This is a genomic window from Pararhodobacter aggregans, assembly GCF_003075525.1.
GTDB lineage: Bacteria > Pseudomonadota > Alphaproteobacteria > Rhodobacterales > Rhodobacteraceae > Pararhodobacter > Pararhodobacter aggregans.
In genome coordinates, this window is record NZ_QDDR01000006.1 from 263,371 (window position 1) to 281,825 (window position 18,455).

24 protein-coding genes are annotated in these 18,455 nt (G+C 68.4%); all 24 read left to right on the forward strand.

The features are described 5' to 3' along the window. The first annotated feature begins 34 nt into the window (after nucleotides 1–34). The 24 genes from DDE23_RS13345 to DDE23_RS13460 all read left to right on the forward strand — a co-directional run bounded on the left by DDE23_RS13345 (nucleotide 35) and on the right by DDE23_RS13460 (nucleotide 18,454). The gene (locus DDE23_RS13345; protein ID WP_107752233.1) at nucleotides 35–550 is read left to right on the forward strand and encodes a hypothetical protein; all 516 of its coding nucleotides are present in this window, start codon (nucleotides 35–37) and stop codon (nucleotides 548–550) included. 145 nt (nucleotides 551–695) lie between these two features. Further along, nucleotides 696–1,226, forward strand: a complete 531-nt coding sequence (locus tag DDE23_RS13350) for a DUF1937 family protein (RefSeq protein WP_107752234.1) — start codon at nucleotides 696–698, stop codon at nucleotides 1,224–1,226. Beyond that, nucleotides 1,223–1,405 carry a hypothetical protein gene (locus tag DDE23_RS13355; protein ID WP_107752235.1) on the forward strand — a complete coding sequence of 61 codons (183 nt, stop codon included), beginning with the start codon at nucleotides 1,223–1,225 and terminating at the stop codon, nucleotides 1,403–1,405. Before DDE23_RS13350 ends, DDE23_RS13355 begins: the two co-directional genes overlap by 4 nt. Further along, on the forward strand, nucleotides 1,398–1,577 hold the full coding sequence (locus tag DDE23_RS13360) for a hypothetical protein (protein WP_107752236.1): 180 nt from the start codon (nucleotides 1,398–1,400) through the stop codon (nucleotides 1,575–1,577). Before DDE23_RS13355 ends, DDE23_RS13360 begins: the two co-directional genes overlap by 8 nt. Beyond that, nucleotides 1,574–2,065 carry a hypothetical protein gene (locus DDE23_RS25560; RefSeq protein WP_238149978.1) on the forward strand — a complete coding sequence of 164 codons (492 nt, stop codon included), beginning with the start codon at nucleotides 1,574–1,576 and terminating at the stop codon, nucleotides 2,063–2,065. The genes DDE23_RS13360 and DDE23_RS25560 overlap by 4 nt, the downstream gene beginning before the upstream one ends. Beyond that, entirely contained in the window at nucleotides 2,065–3,819 is a 1,755-nt protein-coding gene (locus DDE23_RS13370; protein WP_107752237.1) for a DNA primase family protein, read from the forward strand. The genes DDE23_RS25560 and DDE23_RS13370 overlap by 1 nt, the downstream gene beginning before the upstream one ends. Nucleotides 3,820–4,224: 405 nt before the next feature. Then, entirely contained in the window at nucleotides 4,225–4,983 is a 759-nt protein-coding gene (locus DDE23_RS13380) for a hypothetical protein (RefSeq protein ID WP_133239572.1), read from the forward strand. A 10-nt stretch (nucleotides 4,984–4,993) separates the two neighbouring features. Next, nucleotides 4,994–5,812 (forward strand): hypothetical protein, encoded by an 819-nt coding sequence (locus DDE23_RS13385; protein ID WP_107752240.1) that lies wholly within the window; start codon nucleotides 4,994–4,996, stop codon nucleotides 5,810–5,812. A 107-nt stretch (nucleotides 5,813–5,919) separates the two neighbouring features. After that, nucleotides 5,920–6,567: a hypothetical protein gene (locus tag DDE23_RS13390; RefSeq protein WP_107752241.1), complete on the forward strand. Its 648-nt coding sequence runs from the start codon at nucleotides 5,920–5,922 to the stop codon at nucleotides 6,565–6,567. A gap of 1 nt (nucleotide 6,568) precedes the next feature. Then, entirely contained in the window at nucleotides 6,569–8,608 is a 2,040-nt protein-coding gene (locus DDE23_RS13395; RefSeq protein ID WP_107752242.1) for a phage terminase large subunit family protein, read from the forward strand. 1 nt (nucleotide 8,609) lies between these two features. After that, the gene (gene gpW, locus DDE23_RS13400; protein WP_107752243.1) at nucleotides 8,610–8,816 is read left to right on the forward strand and encodes a gpW family head-tail joining protein; all 207 of its coding nucleotides are present in this window, start codon (nucleotides 8,610–8,612) and stop codon (nucleotides 8,814–8,816) included. After that, nucleotides 8,813–10,411 (forward strand): phage portal protein, encoded by a 1,599-nt coding sequence (locus tag DDE23_RS13405; protein ID WP_238149979.1) that lies wholly within the window; start codon nucleotides 8,813–8,815, stop codon nucleotides 10,409–10,411. The genes gpW and DDE23_RS13405 overlap by 4 nt, the downstream gene beginning before the upstream one ends. Nucleotides 10,412–10,426: 15 nt before the next feature. Beyond that, nucleotides 10,427–11,323 carry a S49 family peptidase gene (locus DDE23_RS13410; RefSeq protein ID WP_107752244.1) on the forward strand — a complete coding sequence of 299 codons (897 nt, stop codon included), beginning with the start codon at nucleotides 10,427–10,429 and terminating at the stop codon, nucleotides 11,321–11,323. 14 nt (nucleotides 11,324–11,337) lie between these two features. After that, nucleotides 11,338–11,802 (forward strand): hypothetical protein, encoded by a 465-nt coding sequence (locus tag DDE23_RS13415; RefSeq protein WP_107752245.1) that lies wholly within the window; start codon nucleotides 11,338–11,340, stop codon nucleotides 11,800–11,802. Nucleotide 11,803: 1 nt separating this feature from the next. Next, the gene (locus DDE23_RS13420; protein WP_107752246.1) at nucleotides 11,804–12,175 is read left to right on the forward strand and encodes a head decoration protein; all 372 of its coding nucleotides are present in this window, start codon (nucleotides 11,804–11,806) and stop codon (nucleotides 12,173–12,175) included. A gap of 10 nt (nucleotides 12,176–12,185) precedes the next feature. Further along, a complete protein-coding gene (locus DDE23_RS13425) occupies nucleotides 12,186–13,220 on the forward strand; it encodes a major capsid protein (RefSeq protein ID WP_107752247.1) in 1,035 nt (344 codons plus the stop codon). Then, a complete protein-coding gene (locus DDE23_RS25095) occupies nucleotides 13,220–13,399 on the forward strand; it encodes a hypothetical protein (protein ID WP_157958025.1) in 180 nt (59 codons plus the stop codon). Before DDE23_RS13425 ends, DDE23_RS25095 begins: the two co-directional genes overlap by 1 nt. Further along, nucleotides 13,396–13,728 carry a head-tail joining protein gene (locus tag DDE23_RS25100; protein WP_157958026.1) on the forward strand — a complete coding sequence of 111 codons (333 nt, stop codon included), beginning with the start codon at nucleotides 13,396–13,398 and terminating at the stop codon, nucleotides 13,726–13,728. The genes DDE23_RS25095 and DDE23_RS25100 overlap by 4 nt, the downstream gene beginning before the upstream one ends. After that, complete coding sequence (locus DDE23_RS13435) at nucleotides 13,725–14,156, forward strand: hypothetical protein (protein WP_107752248.1); 432 nt, start codon at nucleotides 13,725–13,727, stop codon at nucleotides 14,154–14,156. The genes DDE23_RS25100 and DDE23_RS13435 overlap by 4 nt, the downstream gene beginning before the upstream one ends. Nucleotide 14,157: 1 nt before the next feature. After that, the gene (locus tag DDE23_RS13440; protein ID WP_107752249.1) at nucleotides 14,158–14,877 is read left to right on the forward strand and encodes a phage tail tube protein; all 720 of its coding nucleotides are present in this window, start codon (nucleotides 14,158–14,160) and stop codon (nucleotides 14,875–14,877) included. Nucleotides 14,878–14,881: 4 nt separating this feature from the next. Next, nucleotides 14,882–15,235, forward strand: coding sequence for a hypothetical protein (locus DDE23_RS13445; RefSeq protein WP_107752250.1), 354 nt, complete (start codon nucleotides 14,882–14,884; stop codon nucleotides 15,233–15,235). A 32-nt stretch (nucleotides 15,236–15,267) separates the two neighbouring features. Beyond that, nucleotides 15,268–15,576 carry a phage tail assembly chaperone gene (locus DDE23_RS13450; RefSeq protein WP_107752251.1) on the forward strand — a complete coding sequence of 103 codons (309 nt, stop codon included), beginning with the start codon at nucleotides 15,268–15,270 and terminating at the stop codon, nucleotides 15,574–15,576. Then, complete coding sequence (locus DDE23_RS13455) at nucleotides 15,576–17,804, forward strand: hypothetical protein (protein WP_107752252.1); 2,229 nt, start codon at nucleotides 15,576–15,578, stop codon at nucleotides 17,802–17,804. Before DDE23_RS13450 ends, DDE23_RS13455 begins: the two co-directional genes overlap by 1 nt. Then, entirely contained in the window at nucleotides 17,804–18,454 is a 651-nt protein-coding gene (locus DDE23_RS13460; RefSeq protein ID WP_107752253.1) for a hypothetical protein, read from the forward strand. Before DDE23_RS13455 ends, DDE23_RS13460 begins: the two co-directional genes overlap by 1 nt. The last annotated feature ends 1 nt before the right edge of the window (nucleotide 18,455 follow it).

Here is an 18,455-nt window from a genome sequence, read left to right on the forward strand (position 1 = left end):
GAAACCCTTCGCCCGCTTTTCACAGGACCCGCCTATGACCCGCGCCACGATTCCCGGAACCATCCAAGAGGCTGTGCAGGCCTGCTACGACGCCTATGGCGACCAGAAGGACATCGCTCTGGATCTGGGCATCGCCGGGTCGTCCGTGTCCTACGGGACCGAGGTGCAGGAGATCCGGCCGGGCGGGCTGGGGGTGAATTACCTCGACCGGCTGGCGCGCATGAAAGCGGCCTCTGCCGTGCCCATCGCGCGCCATTTTGCGGCGCTGGCGGGCGGGGTGTTCCAGCCGGTCGCGGTCGACGGGGCCCTGGCGGCCGATGTCCACCAGCTGACGCGCGAGTTCTCGGACGTGCTGGCGCTGCACGCTGACGCTCATTCCGCCCGCTCACGGGATCCCGGCGACTACACGCCGCACGAGGCCCGCCAGCAGATCCGCGAGATCGACGAAATGGTCACTGCGGCGATGCTGTTTCGGGCGCAGCTGATGGCCAGGGCGGAAGGGCAGGGTGGCGCGGTCGCCGCTGTCCCGATCCGCGGTTCGGCCCGGTGATGAACGCCGTTTTGCTTTCCTCGGGTTGGGAGCCGGGAACCCGAGCGCGGCGGGGTCTCCGCGCATCCCTGTTGGACTGCCCCGGCGGCGCTGCTGCCGCCGGGGGCTTTTTGTCGGCCGGTGATCCGGGTCATTGGGGGCTGGCATGAGCACGTCGCGCAAGGCTGGAACCGCGCCCCTGCGGGTGCCTCAAGAAGCGCGGATCGACTGGAAGCCGGTCCTCAATCCTCGGGGTCCCTGGTCGGCCCTGGTCACCGCCGGGTCGGGGCCTGAGCGCGTCGCGAAACACGCGGCCGGGCTGGTCTATGTCTCGGCGCCGTACCTGGAGAAAGTCCAGATCCGCGGCGCCTGGCGGTTCGAGCGGTCAGTGGGGTGCTCGACCGAAGCCTCCCGCGAACGGCTGCGGCTGGCGGCCTGCGGCGTCACGACCGTCTGTCCGGCGGTGGATATGGCCGAAATGGCCCATGCCCGTGAGGCGCTGCACCGGGAGGATGAAGCCCCCGATCCGCTGGACGCCGCCTATTGGAGGGCCTGGAGCCACCCGTTGCTCAGCGCCGCGCGTCTGATCGCGGTGCCAGCGATTCCGGGCTGGGACAGCTGCGCCCTGGTCTGGCGGGATCTGCGGTTCGCTCTGACCTACAACCTGCCGGTGCATGTCTACGGGGGGCTGGAATGATGCTGGCCGCGATTGGTGCCGTTGTTCTGGCGGGTGGCCTCGGCGCCGCCGCTTTCTTCGTCGTCTTCTTCTCGGCCGCGCTGAGGGGCCTTTGCCCGGCTCTCGACTCGCTGCCTTGGGCGATCACTGCCTTCCTCGTCGTCGGGATGGTCATTCTATGGGGGGTCGGTCATGGCTGACAGGATCTGCACGCCTTCCGAAGGCGAAATCCTGGCCGCCTTGGCGACCTTGTTTCACGCCGCCGATGCCGAGTTGCTTCCTGCCTCCGCTTACGCAGATCTCGCGCGGTTGCGCATCGCCGTTGCCAAGGCCTTCCCGCCGTCGGCCAGCCCAGGCGAGCCGAGGCCGTGACGTCCCTTGGCTCAAGCTGGCACCGTCTCGCTGCCTCGGCCGAGGCGCTGGTGGCCGAGGCCCTGGCGCGCGGGGATGAAGCCGACGCGGCAGAGATCGCGGCCGACGCGCGGGCCGAGGCGGGCGCTCAGCAGCTGCGGCGGCGCGGTGCCGCGCTGCGCCTGACCGCGGCGATTGCCTGTGCCCATCCCGAGGACGCGCGGGCGCTGATGTCGGCGGCGCTCGAGGATCTGGGCGCCGGTCTGCCCGGGGGGCAGCACCCTTTGACCCGGCTGCGGGAGGATGCCGCCTTCTGGGCCGACATCGCCTCCGAGGCCGAGCTGGGCGAATTCGCGGCCGCTGCGCTGCGTCGGCTCGACCGGGCGCCGCTGGGCCTGCCGCTGCGCAAACGACTTCTGGCCGCGCTGTTTTCGTCGCTGCCGGACAAGGATCGCCGGGCATTCCTTGCCCGGGTCGATCCGCGAGGGATCTTTCAAGGACGAGGCTGATGGCAGAAGAAGACGATGCATTCGACGGGCTCGAGCCCGTCGGTGACGGCTGCGACCCCGTAGCCCCGGGGGACGACGACGCGACGCGCGCCTTGCTGATCGAGGGCGCGCGAGAGCGGCTCAACGACACCGGGAACGGGCGACGGTTGGTCCTCTATTTCGGCGAGGATCTGATGTTCGTGCCGCGGGTCGGCTGGTTCACCTGGACGGGCAGGGTCTGGTCCAAGGACAGCGACGAAATCACTGTTACCCGGCGGGCGATGCAGCTCAGCTCGATGATCGAGCGCGAGCTCTGGCATCTGTCGCTGAGCCCGGCGCAGACCGAAGTCCTCGACAGCGAGGAGGGCCTGCTCGATCGCCTCGGGCTGCTGATGCGCACGACGGGCGACGACGGCAAGCCCGAGGATCCGGCCGGGATCAAGGCGATCGAGGCGCAGCTGGCCTCGATCTCCAAGCTGAAAAAGCGCCTTTCGGAAATGCGGGCCTCGCATCGCCGTTTCGCCAATACCTCGGGCAATGTGGGGCGCATGGAGGCGGCGACGCGCGCCGCCGGCGTGCTGCTGGCCCGGCGCGTCGAGGAATTGGACGCGGGCCACCTGGACCTGAACACCGAATCCGGCGTGCTGCGGTTCTCCGTGCATGTCGAGGACGGGCGGCGCTATTCCTCCTTCGAGGAACTGGCGCATGACCGATCCTTCCTCATGACCAAGATCATGCCGGTCAAGCTGATCGAGGATCCCGAATGCCCCAGGTTCGACGCCTTCTTCGAGCGGATTCAACCGACGGAGGAAAAGCGGCGGTTCCTGCTGCGCTGGTCGGCGCTGGGGCTGACCGGGCTCTTGGAGCAATGCCTGTGCTTCTATTACGGCATGGGGGCCAACGGGAAATCTGTCCTGGTCGACCTGATGGCCAAGATCGCCGGTGACTACGCCGCGATGGCCAAGATCGAATCCCTGACCGGCACCAATCGCCGCGGCGGCGGTGACGCGACGCCCGACCTGCTGCCGCTGGTCGGCGCCCGGATGGTGCGGGCGTCCGAGCCGGATGAGGGGGTGCGCTGGCAGGAGGGGCTGATCAAGGAGCTGACCGGCGGGGAGCCATTTCTGGCCCGCGGGTTCCAGAAGGACTTCTTCGAAGTCCTGCCGCGGTTCTCGCTGACGCTCAGCGGCAACCACCGGCCTGACATCCGCGGCACCGACGACGGCATCTGGCGGCGCCTGTTGCTGGTGGATTTCTCCGAGCAGATCCCGAAAGAGGAACAGATCCCCAAGGTCGAGCTGGACGCGATCCTCTTCGCCGAGCGCGACGCGATCTTTTCGCGCCACCTGGTGCCGGCGCTGCTGGAATATCTGGAGATCGGTCTCGCGCCACCCGAAAGCGTGCTGGCCGCCACCCGCGAGTTCCGCGACGAAAGCGATCCCTATGGCGCCTTCCTCGAGGATGCCTGCGTTGTCACCGGCGACGAGGCCGACAGCGTTCCGGCGCGCGAGCTGGTGCTGGCCTTCCATTTCTGGCTGATGCAGCGGGCCGAGGGCGCCTTCAAGGACCGCACCGTCAGCCTGGCCCTGAAAGACCGCTCCCGACGATGGGTCTCGAAGAAGACCGGCAAGCGCTTCACCGAGCGCAAGGCCTCGACCATGCGCTACGACGGGATCCGCTTCACCGACACGTTCAAGCGCGCCTGGGAATACGCCCCCAAGGACAGCTCGGGCCGTGCCCTCACCGTCGCCTCCGGCAGTGAGGCCGACGAATGAGGCGCCGCCCCGTAGCCCCTTGTCTCGGCCTCGACGGGAGGATGGGGAGGATGACGCCCAAGGGGCGGGAGGATGGAAAACAGGGGTGCGGGGGGAAGTTCCGCATGGTTTCAACGGGTTGCTGGGCTCTTGGGAAGATGGGGAGGATAGGGAGGATGTTTCGCGCCTGCGCGCGTGCGCGTGTCTTGTCTGGCGACGAGAGGGGCGGCCAAGTGTTCCACGCAAAGGCCGGATTTATCCTCCCTATCCTCCCCATCCTCCCGGTGGTGGAGGTAAGGCTTTGAAAACAAGTAGGGAAATGAACGTCCCGAAGCGCGAAACATCCTCCCGTTTCGTGACCCCATCCTCCCTATCCTCCCGTGGCAATTCAAGAAGCTGTTGAGCGAAAGAGAAAGGGCACAAGATATGGTTTCAATCTGTGTGGAAGACCCGACGATGGCAGCGGCGGTGGCGCAGATTGCCAGCATCAAGCGCGCTATGGTGCGCCGACTGGCCGGCAATCTCGGGATCGCCCGTCCTGGCGACGACGAGGACCAGCGCCTGCAGTTCATGCTCGACGCGGCGCGGGCGCCGGAAAGCTGCGGGCCCGAGATCCCGGTCGCCCCGGCCCGCGGTCGCGTTCTTTCCTTCGCCCCTCAGGCCGTGCGGCCCACGGCAACCGGCTATGAGGTCCAGCATGACGGGTTCCGGGGGCGGGATGCGGCTCGGGCTGCTGACGTGTTCGACGTCATGCTTCATCAGGTGGCGCGGCGGGGTGGCGAGGCTCCGTTCACGCCCGGCCAGATCGAGGCGGGCCGCACCTATGCCATGCTGGTCGAGCGGCATTCCTCGGTCGGCCTGCGCTGCATATCGGTCGAGTCCCAGCGGGGCAGCGGCTCGGCCGGTGGCGCCTTCATGGACGCGGTGCTGGCCGAGGGCGAGGTGATCCGGCGGATGCAAGCGGCGATCGGGACGGGGATGGCGCTGGAGGTCCTGCGCGAGACCGGCGCGCGGCGCGATATTCCGGTCCGTCGCCTCGTCGATATGGTTTGCCTCGAAGGCAAGTCGGTCACCGCCGCCCTGAAAGCGCATGGCTGGTCGGTCTATGGCGATATCCGGGCGCAGGCCTACGCGGCCGTGGGTGACGCCCTCGACCGCATGCGGGCAGCGGCTCCCGGCCGGTGAAGAAAGGGTCTTGACGCTTACCTCCGCCGGATCGTATCTCTTTGTCATCATCTACAGCTGCGCCCGGAGGGATCATCCCCTGCCGGGCGCATTGCGTTTCGGAGGGTTGGTTTTGGAGTTCACACTCGACACCCGCCGCTTCGAGGCCGATCTGCGCCGCCTGGAGCAAAGGCAGATGCCGCAAGCCATCGCCGAGGCGCTGACCAATGCGGCCAAGGACGTTCTCGAACATGTTCACGGCAACATGGAAGTGGTCTTCGACCGCCCAGTGAAGTTCACCAAAAACGCCTTCATGGTCTGGCGCGCGAAGCCCAGCAATCTGGTTGCCTCGGTCATCGAGCGGCCCTCGGTCGGCAAGAACCACTATCTGAAGGTTCAGGAGAGAGGGGGGCCGCGCCCCCAGACCGGCTTCGAGAAGTTGCTGGGGTCGCGACTGGCTTATGCCGGGATCCTGAGGACGGTGATTCCGGGCGACAATGCGAAGTTGGATGAGTTCGGAAACTGGCCCTATTACGGGGAACGCAATAAGGCGTTGTCAGTACTCCAAGCTCAGCGTGACCCACTGGCGAACGAGACTGCGCGGTCCAAGAAGCGCGCGAAAGGTCGCGCGTCCTATTTCGTTCCGAAGCATGGTCTCCCGCCGGGCATCTATAGGCGGAAGCCGCGTGCGGCTCGAGGTGCTATCGAGATCTTGGCGATCTTCAGCGACAAGGTGCCGGTCTACCAGCCGCGGCTTGGCTTTTTCGACGGGGCGCAGGCGAGATTCGACGAAGTGATCGGTCCGAGGCTGACCCAAGCCATCGATAAGGCCCTCGCGACCGCGCGGTGACCCGAAAGGGTCCTTCCGGGCCAAAACCCCTCCGGGGGTAATTCGCGCCCCGGTGGGCGCGGCGCGCTTAACCAAAGATCAAGCCTTAACTTAAGCAGGAAAGGAAGATGGCGGACCTTAACGCAACCCAGCTGGCGAGCAAGCTCGGTCTCTCGACCGCCCGGATCAGCCAGCTGGTGAGCGAGGGGAAGCTGGAAGGCTGCTATGTCGGCGCGGGCCGTGCCCGGCGTTTTGACCAGGGCAGGGTGGCCGAGGTTCTCGGCAAGCGGCTGGATCTGGGGCAGATGTCGGGCAATGGCCGCGGCACCCGCCGTGCCCTGATGGCGCTGTCGGATGACGCCCGGTCGAGCGAGGATCAGGGCGCCGCTGACCCCGCGCCGATCCGTCCGCGCGTCTCGGACGGGGCGATGGATCCCCGCGATCCGGATCGCCTGGAGCTGGCGACTATCCAGATCAAGGAGGAAGAGGCGCGCCGCCGCCGCCGCGACAACGCGCGCGACGAGGGGCTCTGGGTCCTGGCCGAGGAGGTCGAGCGCCACACCTCCCGCGCCTTGCAGCAGGAGATCGCGCGCTTCGAGCTGGCGCTGCGGGACGGCGCCCGGGCCTTGGCGGATCGGATGGGCATCGACTATCGGACGGCCCGTGCCGTGCTGATGGAGACCTGGCGCGATCACCGTGGCGCCCGGGCGAAGCAATTGGCCGCCGAGGCCGAGGATGCGTCGATGTCCGACATCGAGCACCAGGAACAGGTCTGAGTTGGGCTTTCTGTCGTCGGCGGAAGCGGCGGTTCAGCGGGGCATGGCCACGGCGATGACGCCGCCACCGCCGCCCGACATCACCCGGTGGTGCACCGAGAACATCAAGTTCGACGAGCGTTCGCCGTTCCCGGGGTGGTTCGACATCGCGCGGTTTCCCTTCCTCAGGGAGATCCACGAGGTTCTGAGCCCCGAGCATCCGTCGCGCGAGGTGACGCTTCGCGGCTCGGCGCAATGGGGCAAGACGGTCTCGGTGCTGATCCCGACGCTCGGCGCCTGGCACGAATACGGGCCGCTGGATAGCCTGGTGGTGCATCCGACGACCTCGGCCGCGACCGAATGGGTGCGCACCAAGTGGATGCCGCTCCGCCGCACCGCGCCAAGCCTGATCGCGAGCTTCGGCCGGGGCGGGGGCGATCATACCGACACGCTGCACAATCAGGAGACCCTGAGCCGCAACGGCAGCCTGAAGGTGGTCAGCGCCGGATCGCCCGACGACCTTGCCGGCACCACGCGTCGGCTGGTGTTGATGGACGACGTCTCGAAATTCGAGATCACCAAGAAGGGCGACCCCGAGGGCCTGGCAGAGAGCCGGGCCGAGGGGTTCGAGGAAGCCAAGATCGTGCGGATCTCGACCCCGCAGATCGCCGGAACCTGCCGGATCACCAGAGCCTACAAGCGGTCCGATCAGCGGCTTTACCATGTGCCCTGCCCGCATTGCGGCAACAGGGCGCCGCTGACCTGGGAGAACTTCCTGCGCAACCTGGATCCCGAGCGGCTGGGCGCTGCCTGTTTCAGCTGCGACGTCTGCGGGGCGCTGATCGACCATTCGCACAAACGGGCGATGGTTGCGGCGGGAAACTGGGTCCGGCACAATCCCGGGGGCGATCATCCCGGGTTCCACCTGTGGCGGGCCTATGTGCCGCAACGCGACTGGGCCTCGATCGCCGTGTCCTATGCGCGGGTCATGGGCTGGACGGGCCCGCAAGCCCGCATCGAAACCGCGGCCGGGCCCGGCGAGAAGGACGAAGACGAAGAGGCGACCGAGCAGACCTTCTTCAACGACATTGCCGGTCTGCCTTTCGAACAGGCCAGCAAGGGCCCCGACTGGGAGAAGCTGCGCGACCGGGTCGAGAACGCCGAGCCCGAGACCATTCTGCCGCTGGCGCGGGTTCCGGCCTCGGGCGTGCTGCTGACCGCGGGCGTCGATTTTCAGGGGGACCGCATCGAGGTCTCGATCGTGGCCTTCGGTCGCAACCTGCGCCGCTGGGTCGTCGAGCACCGGGTGATCCCGCATTACATCGGCGACGAGGAGGGGCGCGCCGCGCTCAACGCTCTGCTGCGCACGACCTGGCGCACCACGCTGGGGCTGGAACTGACGCTCGACATGATGGCGGTCGACGAGGGGACTTTCACCGCCGACGTGCTGGACTGGGCGAAGGCACATCCCTTCACCCGGGTAATCACGGTCAAGGGCGCCAGCACCGCCAACGGCCCGGTTCTCGCGCCGCAGACAGCGCGCAAGGAGAACGGCCGGATCGTCAAGCGCCAGAAACGCCGCTGGTTGGTCAACGTCAGCCAGTTGAAGGCGGATTTCTATGGCTGGCTGGCGAAGGAAGATCCTGAGGGCAGGGGCTATGTCAGCTTCGCCCAGGGTCTGGGCGACGAGTATTACCGGCAGATCACCTCGGAGGTGCGGGTCCTGAAGCGCGCGCCCTCGGGGGTGATGGTGTCGAAGTGGGATCTCGTCGAGTCAACGCGTCGCAACGAGTGCCTGGATGCGATGAACTATGCCGAGGCCGCAGCCCGCAAGAAGGGCTGGGCGGCCATGACCGAAGAACAATGGGCAGCCTTGGAGCAAGAGCGGGGCGCCGCCCCGGCCGAGGCGCAGGGCGATCTCTTCGACGCCTCGATCCCGGCCCCGTACGTCCCGCTGTCCGAGCAGGCCATGCCCGAAGCGCCACCCACAAGCCCGGCGGTGAAAAACGCCGCCGCGCCGACAAGTTCCAAGGACGCCTTTGCGCGCCTGATGAGGAGGTAACATGCCGACATTGCAAGAGCAGATCGCCGCGGCCGAGAAGGCGCGGCTGGATCTGATCACCGGCCAGGCTGCGACGGAAATGCGCCAGGGCGACGAGTCGCTGAAATTCCAGCCGGCCGACCTGGCCGCCCTTGACCGGCATATCGAGGACCTGAAGGCCCGGGCCGGGCACAGGCGCCGCCGGGCCATCGGGGTGTCCTTCCGGTGAATACACTCCCCGAGTTCCGCTCTCGGCGCAGTGCGGGGCATCAGGCGCGGGTGCGGGCGACGGCGGGTCTGGTCGGCAGCGAGGCCTATGACGCCGCCGACGTGATGAGCCAGGAGCTCGGCGCCTGGATGCCGCATCGCGAGCATCCGGATTCCGAACTGGCCGCCGCCCGCGACCCGATCACCTCCCGCGCCCGGGACCTGGTCCGCAACAACGGTTTCGCGGCGGGCGCCGTCCAGCGGGAAACCGACGCGGTGATCGGCGCGCAGTTCCGCCCGGCCGCCAAGCCGGACTGGCGCGCGCTGGGGATCACCCGCGAGGAAGCCAGCGAGATCGGCGAGCAGATGGACACGGCCTTTCGTCTTTGGGCCGACGATCCGTTGCACGGCGCCGATGTCACCCGCACGCAAGGGTGGGGCGGGCTCTGCGGCATGGCCTATCGTACCGGGCTGATCGACGGCGACGCGCTGTGCGTGATCCATTGGCGCGAGGATGGGCCGGGCCCGTTCCGCACCTGCCTGCGGATCGTGGATCCGGACCTGCTGTCCAATCCGCAGAACCGGCCCGACTCGCCGACCATGCGCGGCGGGGTCGAGCTGGACGGCTGGGGCGCGCCCGTCGCCTACCATTTCCGCCGCGAGCATGAGCTGTCGATGTTTGGCTGGGGCCAGAGCCATATCTGGGACCGCTGGGAACGCGAGCTGCCCTGGTTCCGGCCGCAGGTGGCCCATTTCTTCGAGCGCCACCGGGACGGCCAGACGCGCGGCATCAGCCGCCTGGCGCCGGTGCTGGACGCGATGAAGATGCAGGACAAGCATTCGCGGGTCGAGCTGCAGGCGGCCGTGCTGGGGGCGATCCTCGGCCTCTTCATTTCGTCGCCCTTGTCGCCCGAGGCGGTGTCCGACCTCATCGACGACGGGAAGTTCACCGCGCTCGACGAGGCGCGGCAGGCCCTGGGCAAGGAGCGGGGCCTCATCTTCGGCGGTGTCCGCCTGCCGGTCCTGGCCCCCGGTGACAGCATCGAGAGCGTCAATGTCCAGCGCCCGGCCGGGCAGTATCAGATGTTCGAGACCGCCGTGCTGCGGCGCATCGCGACGGGCCTCGGCATGTCCTACGAGCAGTTGGCCATGGACTGGAGCCAGGTCAATTACTCCTCGGCCCGCGCGGCGCTGGTCGAGATCTGGCGCGGGTTCATGGCCCGTCGCCGCGAGTTCGCCTCGCGCTTCTGCCAGCCGATCCGGCTGGCGGTGATCGAGGATGCGATCGACCTCGGCCTGGTGCGGCTGCCCCCGGGCGCGCCCGGGCTCTACGAGGCCCCCGGCGCCTGGATGCGCGCCAAGTGGATCGGGCCCGGTCGCGGTTTCGTGGATCCGGTCAAGGAAGCCCAGGCCGCCGCGATCCGCGTGGCGCTGGGTCTTTCGACGATGGAAGACGAGGCGGCCGAACTCTCGGGCGCGGACTACAGCGACAACCTCGGCCAGATCGAGCGCGAGATCGAGCAGATGCCAGCGGGCGTCATGCATCCCGCCCAGGAAAAGTTCGCGACGATCATGGGCGTGCAGGGACCGGACATGCGTCCCCCTTCCGAAGACTGACCAGAGGACAGAACCATGGACATCTACCCCACGCCCGCCCTGGTGCGGCTGGCGCCCGGTGCGCTGTTGGGCCATCTGCCCGCGGCGCAGGGGGATTTTCTGGCCTGGGCCGAAGCGCGCGCGGCCAAGGTCCTGGCCGCATGCGGCGCCCGGCCGGCCGGGCCGCGCTGGACCGATGACGCGGTGGCCGATGCCGAGAAGGGTATCCCGCCCTATGCGCTGGTCGATGGGCTGGCGCTGATCGGCATCAAGGGCCTGATCGTTCCCGAGCTCGAGATCATCAACTGGTCCTGGGCGACGGGCTGCGCCGAATTGTGCTGGCAGGTCGAGCATGCCGCGGACAACGCCCAGGTCAGCGGCATCGCGCTCCTGGTCAACAGCCCGGGCGGCTACATCTCGGGCGTGGACGAGGCGCATGGGGCGATCCTTTCCGCCCGTGGGTCCAAGCCCGTGATCGCGGCCGTGCAGGACATGGCCTATTCGGCGGGCTACTGGCTGGCCAGCGCGGCGGATCAGATCAGCGCGCCGCGCCTGGGCGGGGTCGGCCATGTCGGCACACTCGCCACGCATTTCGACCTTTCCGAGGCTCTGAAGAAACAGGGGATCACGGCGACCGTGATGCAGGCCGGCGCCCTGAAGGCCGATGGCCACCCGTATCTGCCCCTCTCGGACACGGCCCGCCAGGAGATCGAGGCGCGGCTGCAGGCCCTGCGCACGGTGTTTGCCGAGAGCGTTGCCGAGGGCCGCCGCGGTGCGATCAGCGCCGAGGCGGTTCTGGCGACCGAGGCCCGCGCTTTCGATGGACCCGAGGGCATCGCCGCCGCGCTGAGCGCGGGGCTGATCGACGCGATTTTGCCGGCGCAAGAGGCCATCGGCCTGTTCGCCACCCACCTGGCCGGCGCGTCCGGCTGACAAAGGAGAAGACCATGACGAAATTCAGCTTCGCCAACTTGCTTGGCGGGGGGCAGCGGTCGCGTGCCGCGGCCGAAGACGACGAGCAGGACAAGGCCGAAGACCAGGAAGAGGGCGCCGAGGCGGATACCGACGAGGATCAGGCCGAGGACGAGGATCAGGACCAGGCCGAGGACGAAAAGCCCGACGAGGCGCGGCGCATTGTGCTGGCCGAACGCACCCGGGTGGCCACCATCCTTTCGGCGGCAACGCCCGCGACCGTCGCCCAGGCGGCCTATTTCGCGACGCAGACCGACATGACGCCCGCCCAGGCCCGCAAGGCCCTGGCCGTGGCGCCGAAGGCCTCGGGCGGGTTGTCGGCGGCAATGCGGGGCCGCGGGTCCGCTCCGCTGGCGCCTGCAGCTGGCAACAAGTCGGCCAGCATTCTGCCCCCCGAACTGCAGGCCGCGCAGGCCCGCCGCATGAACAAGGATCGCTGACATGCCCCTCAAGGAATCCACGAGCTACGTCCCGGACGAGCTGATCGTCGGCGCCTATCCGGTGATGACCTCGGGGGCGGTGATCGGCACCGCCGCCGATCTGACCCGGGGGGCGGTGCTGGGGCGGATCACCGCCAGCGGCAAGTACATCCTCAGCCTCTCGGCTGCGAATGACGGATCGCAGATCCCGGCCGCCATCCTGCTGACCAATGCCGCCGCTGCCTCGGCCGATGCCGAGGGGCTGATCCTGCTCAGCGGCGAGGTCGATGCGGCCAGGCTGAACTTCGGCACCGGGCACACCGCCGCCACCGTCGAGGCGGCCTTCCGCGCTGCCGGGCGGCCGCTCTTCCTGCGCAACGTCAATCCGGCCTGAGGAGGATCCCATGTCCGATACCGCCCCCCTTTACACCTCGCGCCAGCTGGCCGAGCTGGTGCGCCCGCTCGACCGCCCGCAGCAGTTCCTGGTCAACCTCTTTTTCCCGAATGTGCGGCTGTTCGAGAGCCGCCGCGTGGATTTCCATGTCCTCAACATGGCGCGCGAGGTGGCGAAATACGTCCACCCCGACAGCGTGGCCTCGCCGCAGGCCGAGCGCGGCTTCAAGATCGACAGCTTCGAGCCCGCCTACCTCAAGCCGCTGACGCCCCTGAAGCCCAGCAACATGCTGGACATCCGCCCGGGCGAACGTGTCGGCGGCGACATGAGCCCGCTGGAGCGGCGGGCCGAGCGCATCGCGCAGACGGTTCTCGATCACGAGGCGCAGGTTTTGCGCCGGATCGAGCAGATGGCCTCGACCATCCTCGCCACCGGCGCGATCACCGTCGTGTCGGATGAATACCCCACCGCCACCGTCAACTTCGGTCGTGACGCCAGCCAGACGCTGGCCCTGACCACCTCCGCGCGCTGGGGGGAGGATGGCGTCTCGCCCACGGCCAACATTCGGAACTGGTCGCAGACGGTTGCCACCAATTCCGGCGCGGTGGTCGATACCTGCGTCATGGGGGGCGCTGCCTTCGAGCTGCTGGTGGCCGAGGAATCGTTCCGCGACCGGCTGGACAACCGCCGCCAGAACGATGGCGACATCAACCTGTTCCAGTCGCCGAAGGGCACCGACGCCTGGGGCAGCTACCAGGGCACCGTCGGCAACGTCGATTACTTCACCTATTCCCAGCCCTACACCGAGGGCGGGGTGGCGAAGAACATGATGCACGATTACGGCGTCATCCTGGGCGGCCGTCACCAGCTTCATGGGGTCGTCACCTATGGCGCGATCGAGGACGACGAGGCGCTGGTCGCCGCGCAGTTCTGGTCGAAGATGTACCGCGTGCATAACCCGTCGCGCGTCTTCATCGAGGCCGCCGCGGCGCCGCTGCCGGTTCCGGCCCGCGTCAACGCCTCCATGTATGTGCAGGTGCGTTGATGGCGGCCGCGAAAACGATGCGCGTCATCGCCCGCACCGCGCTGGTCCTCGACCCGGCCCAGCCGCCGGTGCTTCCGGGGCATCCCGTCAACCTGCCGGCGGCCGAGGCGGTGCGTCTGATCGCCGAAGGCCATGCCGAGCCCGCGGGCCCGGCGGCGCAGGCCGAGACGGCGCAATGACCTCCGTCTTCGACGGTATGGCAACAAGACTGGCGGGCGTGTTCGGCGCGCCCGACATCCTCTGGCTGCCCGAGGGGCTGGCCCCTCTCACCGTGCCCTCGATCTTCCGCATGGTGCCGGTCGAGATGGCCGATGAAACCGGCGAGCCGGTTCTGGGCCTGGCGCCGGTCTGGCGGGTTCCGCGCAATAAGGACTGGGCCCGCAACCCGCAACGGGGCGATCGGATCCAGCTGCCGGACGGCCGGATCTACCGGCTGACGTGGGTGCAATCCTCGGGCTCACCGGCCGAGGACCGCTTCTTGCATTGCGCGCTCGAGGAAGCAACGTGAGCCATCGACGCGCAGGCATCCGCGCCGTGATGCGTGCCGCGCTGGCGGCGGCACCTCGCTTCGCCTCCTTCAAGGAGGTCACCCTCTGGCAGGCCAAGGTCGATGCCGGGACGCTGCCCATCTACGGCGTCGCGACCCCCAGCGAGACCAAGGATCACGACGCCCAGAACAGCGCCGAGCGGGTCATCACGGTGATCGTGGCGATCAAGCGGCGCGGCCTCGATGAGCTGGAAGACCTGCTCGACGACGACAGCGATGCGGTCGAGGCGCTGGTACTGTCGGCCCTGCGCGGTGCCGGGATCGAGGCCCAGCTCGACCGAACCGACGTGACCATCGAAGGGGCGGCCGACCGGCGCGTCGGCACCCTGACCCAGACCTTCCGGGCTTTCGTGCAGACCGACGAGCCCCTTTCACCCCAGGAGACCTGACATGAGTGCAAGCAGCAGCGGCGTGAAGCGCGGCGCCGGAACCACCGTCCGCATTGGCCGGGGTCCGAACCCCGACTGGACCCTTCTGGTCGGGACCGAGGATTCGCCGTTCCCCGACCAGACCCCGGACGATCAGGACACCACCTGGCAAGGGTCGCCCAACGATACCGAGGAATCGATCCGCGGCATGAAGAAGGTGGCAACCCTGCCGCTGCCCCTGCAATATGTGCCGGGCAGCGCCACCGACCTCCTGTTGACTGAGCTGGAGGAAGCGGGGAGCGACGAGCTGATCGTGCTGGAGATCACCCCCAACGGCGGCGCCTCGCATCAGTGGTTCGCCTATGTGAACAGCTATCGCGCAACGTCGCTGACCGCGCGTGACAAGCAGATGGCCGAGGTGGTGTTCAAAGTGCAGGCGAAGGCGGCCACCGTCCCGGCGTCGGCGCCGGTCAACACCACCTTGCCCGCGATCTCGGGCCTGGCTCAGGTTGGGCAGGTGCTGACGGCCTGGCCGGGCAACTGGCAGCCGCATGGTGCGCTGTCCTACCAGTGGCAGGAAGACGATGGCGGCTGGACCGACATCGCCGGTGCCACCGCCCAGACCTATACGCCGGTGGTCGGCCAGCTCGGAAACCCGCTGCGGGTCGTGGTGACCCAGACCAACAGCCTGGGCGCCACGGCGGCCAACGCGGTTCAGACCGCCGCCGTGATCGCGGCCTGAGCCCATGGGCAACCCGTTTCGGGGTGAGTCGCAGATCGGCAGCGATGGCATCGTGCTGGTCTGCGACATCAACGCCCTGTGCGAGATCCGCGCTCATCTGGGCGGCGATCCCCGTTCGGACGCCCCGCTCGACGAGTTCTTCGAGCGGCTTGCCTCTGGCGATCTGTCGATCATCGACCAGCGGGCGATCCTGGCCGCGTTCTTGCGCAATCGCTGGCCTGGAGTGACAGCCCGCATCGCCGGTGAGGTGATGAGCGATCATCCCGGCGAGGTGATGCCGGCCATCCGGCAGGCGGTGCAACTGGCAATGCCCGAGCCCGCGGAGGGCGACCCGCTGGGAAAGCTGATGCGCCGCTAGACGGCGCTGCCCGACGTTTCGATGTCGAGACCATGCTGCAGGCCCATGTCGAGGCCGGGCTCGATCCGCGCCATTTCTGGACCCTGACCCCGCGCGAATGGCTGGTGCTGATGCGCGGGGCGCACGACCGGCGCGAGGCGGCACGCATCACAGCCGCCGTCACCAGCTGGCTGGGCACGCATCTGGACGGGAAGGGTCTGGACGCCTGGATCGCCTCGGCCAATCGCGAGGCGGCCGGGCCGATGACGCCCGAAGCCGTCGACCGGATGCTCACCCATACCGCCGCCGGCCTGCCGGTGATGACCCTCGACGAGTATCGACGCATGAAGGGAGCCCGCTGATGGCGCCGACCACCGGCAGGATGGAAGCCAAGCTTTCGTTGAACTGGAAGCAGTTCAAGGATGATCTGAAGGGCGCCAAGAGCGAAGTCAGCACCTTCGCCCGCAGTGCGGGCGCCAGCTTCGCCTCAGTGCGCAACATGCTGGGGCTGGTCGGTGTCAGCGTGAGCGCCGGCGCGATGGCCCGCTGGTTGCGCGGCACGGTCAGCGACCTGTCTGCCCTGGGCAAGCAGGCGCGCGATACCGGCCTCGATGTCGAGGAGCTGCAAGGCCTGATGCGCGGCTTCGAACGCAACACCCGGGTCAACAGCGAGCAGCTGGGAACGGCGCTGGTCGATTTCAACGGCCGGGTCGGGCAGGCGATCACCGGCCAGGGCGAACTGGCGGCGGTGGCGGAACGCTATGGCATCGCCCTGCGCGGCGCCAACGGTCAGGTCCGCAGCCAGTCCGACCTGCTGCGCGAGGTGTCCCGGGCGATCCGCACCGCCCGCACCGAACAGGAGCGGCTGGTGATCGCACAGGCGGCCTTTGGCGAGCCCGGGCGGCTGATGGCCTCGGCGCTGGCAAGCGGGGCAGGGGTGCTCGACGAGATGGTGTCCCAGGCGCGCGAAGCGGGCGACGTCATCGACCGCAACCTGATCCATCGGGCCGAGATCCTCGACGACAAGTTCGACGCGCTGACCCGGCGGGTGGGGACGTTCTTTCAGGCGCTGGCGGTCGGGGCCTTGGCTGGCGGGGCAGAAACCGCGCAGGACACGCTGGAGCGGATGTTCGGCACCCTCGAGCGTGCGCGGTCCGTCTTGGGCGACGGGCTCTTTGACACGCTGATCGCCGAGACCGGCGAACTCGCCCAGATGGACGGGGTGATCGAGCGCCTCGAAGGCCTCGGCTTTTCGGCCGAGGAAATGGGGCGGTCTGCCCGCTGGGCCGAGGGCGAGCTCGCCGGAATGGTGTTCAGCCTGAATGAGCTCGGTCAGACCGGGCCCGCCGAGCAGATCCGCACGCTTTACGAAGAACTTGTCACCCTGATCGCTGGTCTCAACGACGGGTCGATCGGTGCAGATCAGTTCTCGGCCCGCCTGGTCGAGATCTCGCAGGAGGCGGTGGATCTGGTATCGGACCTCGACGACGTCGATTCCTCCCGGTTTACCCGGGTGACCACGGCCCTGGGCAGGATGATCGAGCAACTGGTCGCGGCCCGCAGGCAGGCGCAGGGGCTGCGCACGGATCTTCCCGGTGCCACGGTCACGCAGTCCGAGAGCTTCTGGGACACGGAAGAGAGCCGCTTCAGCCTCAACCGCCTCGCACCGGCCACCTCTCCCCGCCCGCCCCCGGCACCCGTGCTGGACAGCATCGGCAACCGCGGCGGCCGTGGCGGGCGCAGCGGTCGCGATCGGAACGACTATGCCCGGGCAACCGCTGCCATCCGGGAGGAGACCAGAGCGCTTGAAATGGAGGCCGCGGCGCTGGCCGCCTCTGCGGTGGCCGGGTCCGACTACGCCCAGGCGATCGACTATGCGCGCGAGCGCGCCACGCTGATGAATGCCGCGCAGCAGGCCGGGATCTCCATCACTCCCGCGCTTCAAGCAGAGATCGACGGGCTGGCCCGTGCCTATGCCGAGGCGGGCGCCGCCGCCGAACGTTCGGCCGATCAGCTGCGCGAGGTCGAGGAACAGGCCGAGCGCGGCGCTGAGCGCTTCGTCGATTTCTTCGGGCGCATGAGCAAGGGCGGCGATGATGCGCGCCGGGCGGTGATCGACCTGATCGCCGAGTTGCTGCGCATGCGGGCGATCGAGGAGCTGTCCGGCCTGGCCAAATCGGGCGGGGGCGGGATCCTCGGCAGTGTCGTCCGGTTTCTGGGCTTTGACCAGGGCGGCTACACTGGCGACCAGCCGACCTCTGCCGTGGCCGGGGTGGTGCACGGGGGCGAGTATGTCTTCTCGGCGGCAGCGGTCCGGCGGCTTGGGGTCGGTGCGCTGGAGCAGATGCACCAGGCGGCGACGCGCGGCTACCGCTCGGGGGGCTATGTCGGCAGCGTTCCGGCTTCTGCGGGCTCGGCGGCCGCCGGTGGGTCAAGCATTGCGAACATCAACATCAAGATCGACGGCGCCAACGGCGACCAGCATGTGGTCGAGCTGGTGCGTCAAGGCGTCAGGCAAGGCCTCGAACAATATGACCGCGTCCTGCCGGATCGTGTGTCGCAGATCCAACGCAATCCGAGGAGCCGCTGATGGCCCTGACCTTCCCCTTGGCGGCATCCGACTTCTTCGCCGGGTTGCGTCCGGCTGAAAGCACTTTCCACCTGCCCGCCAATATGAGTGTCAGCCGGACGCGGGGCGGGGCTATCCGCACTGCGGCCCGCGGCGAACGGCTTTGGACGGCGCGCGTCACCTTGCGGACAGAAGGGCGCGCCGCCGCGGCCGCAACCGCTGCGCTGGTCTCAGTGCTGACCGAGGCGGGCCGGAGCTTCTTCGCGCATCCAGTCCCGCTGAGCGCTCCGCGGCGCGACCCGCACGGCACTGCGCTGGCCGGGCACACGCCGACGATCCACACACTGGCGCCCGGCGGCCGCGAGTTGCGCCTGGCGGGCCTGCCCCCGGGCTATGTCCTCAGCGTCGGCGATTTCCTGTCCTTCACCTATGGCAGCAACCCGACCCGCTATGCGCTGCATCAGGTCGTCACGCCCTCCATTGCCGCGGGGGCGGGCATCACGCCGCTGGTCGAGGTCACGCCGCCCGTCCGCGACGGGGCGGCCACGGGCGCGGCAGTGGTGTTGGTCCGGCCCTTCATGAAGGCCGTGCTGATCCCCGGCGATCCCGGCCGGGCGGGCCCGAAATTCGTTGACGGCCTCACCCTCGATTTCATCCAGACACTGAGCTGAT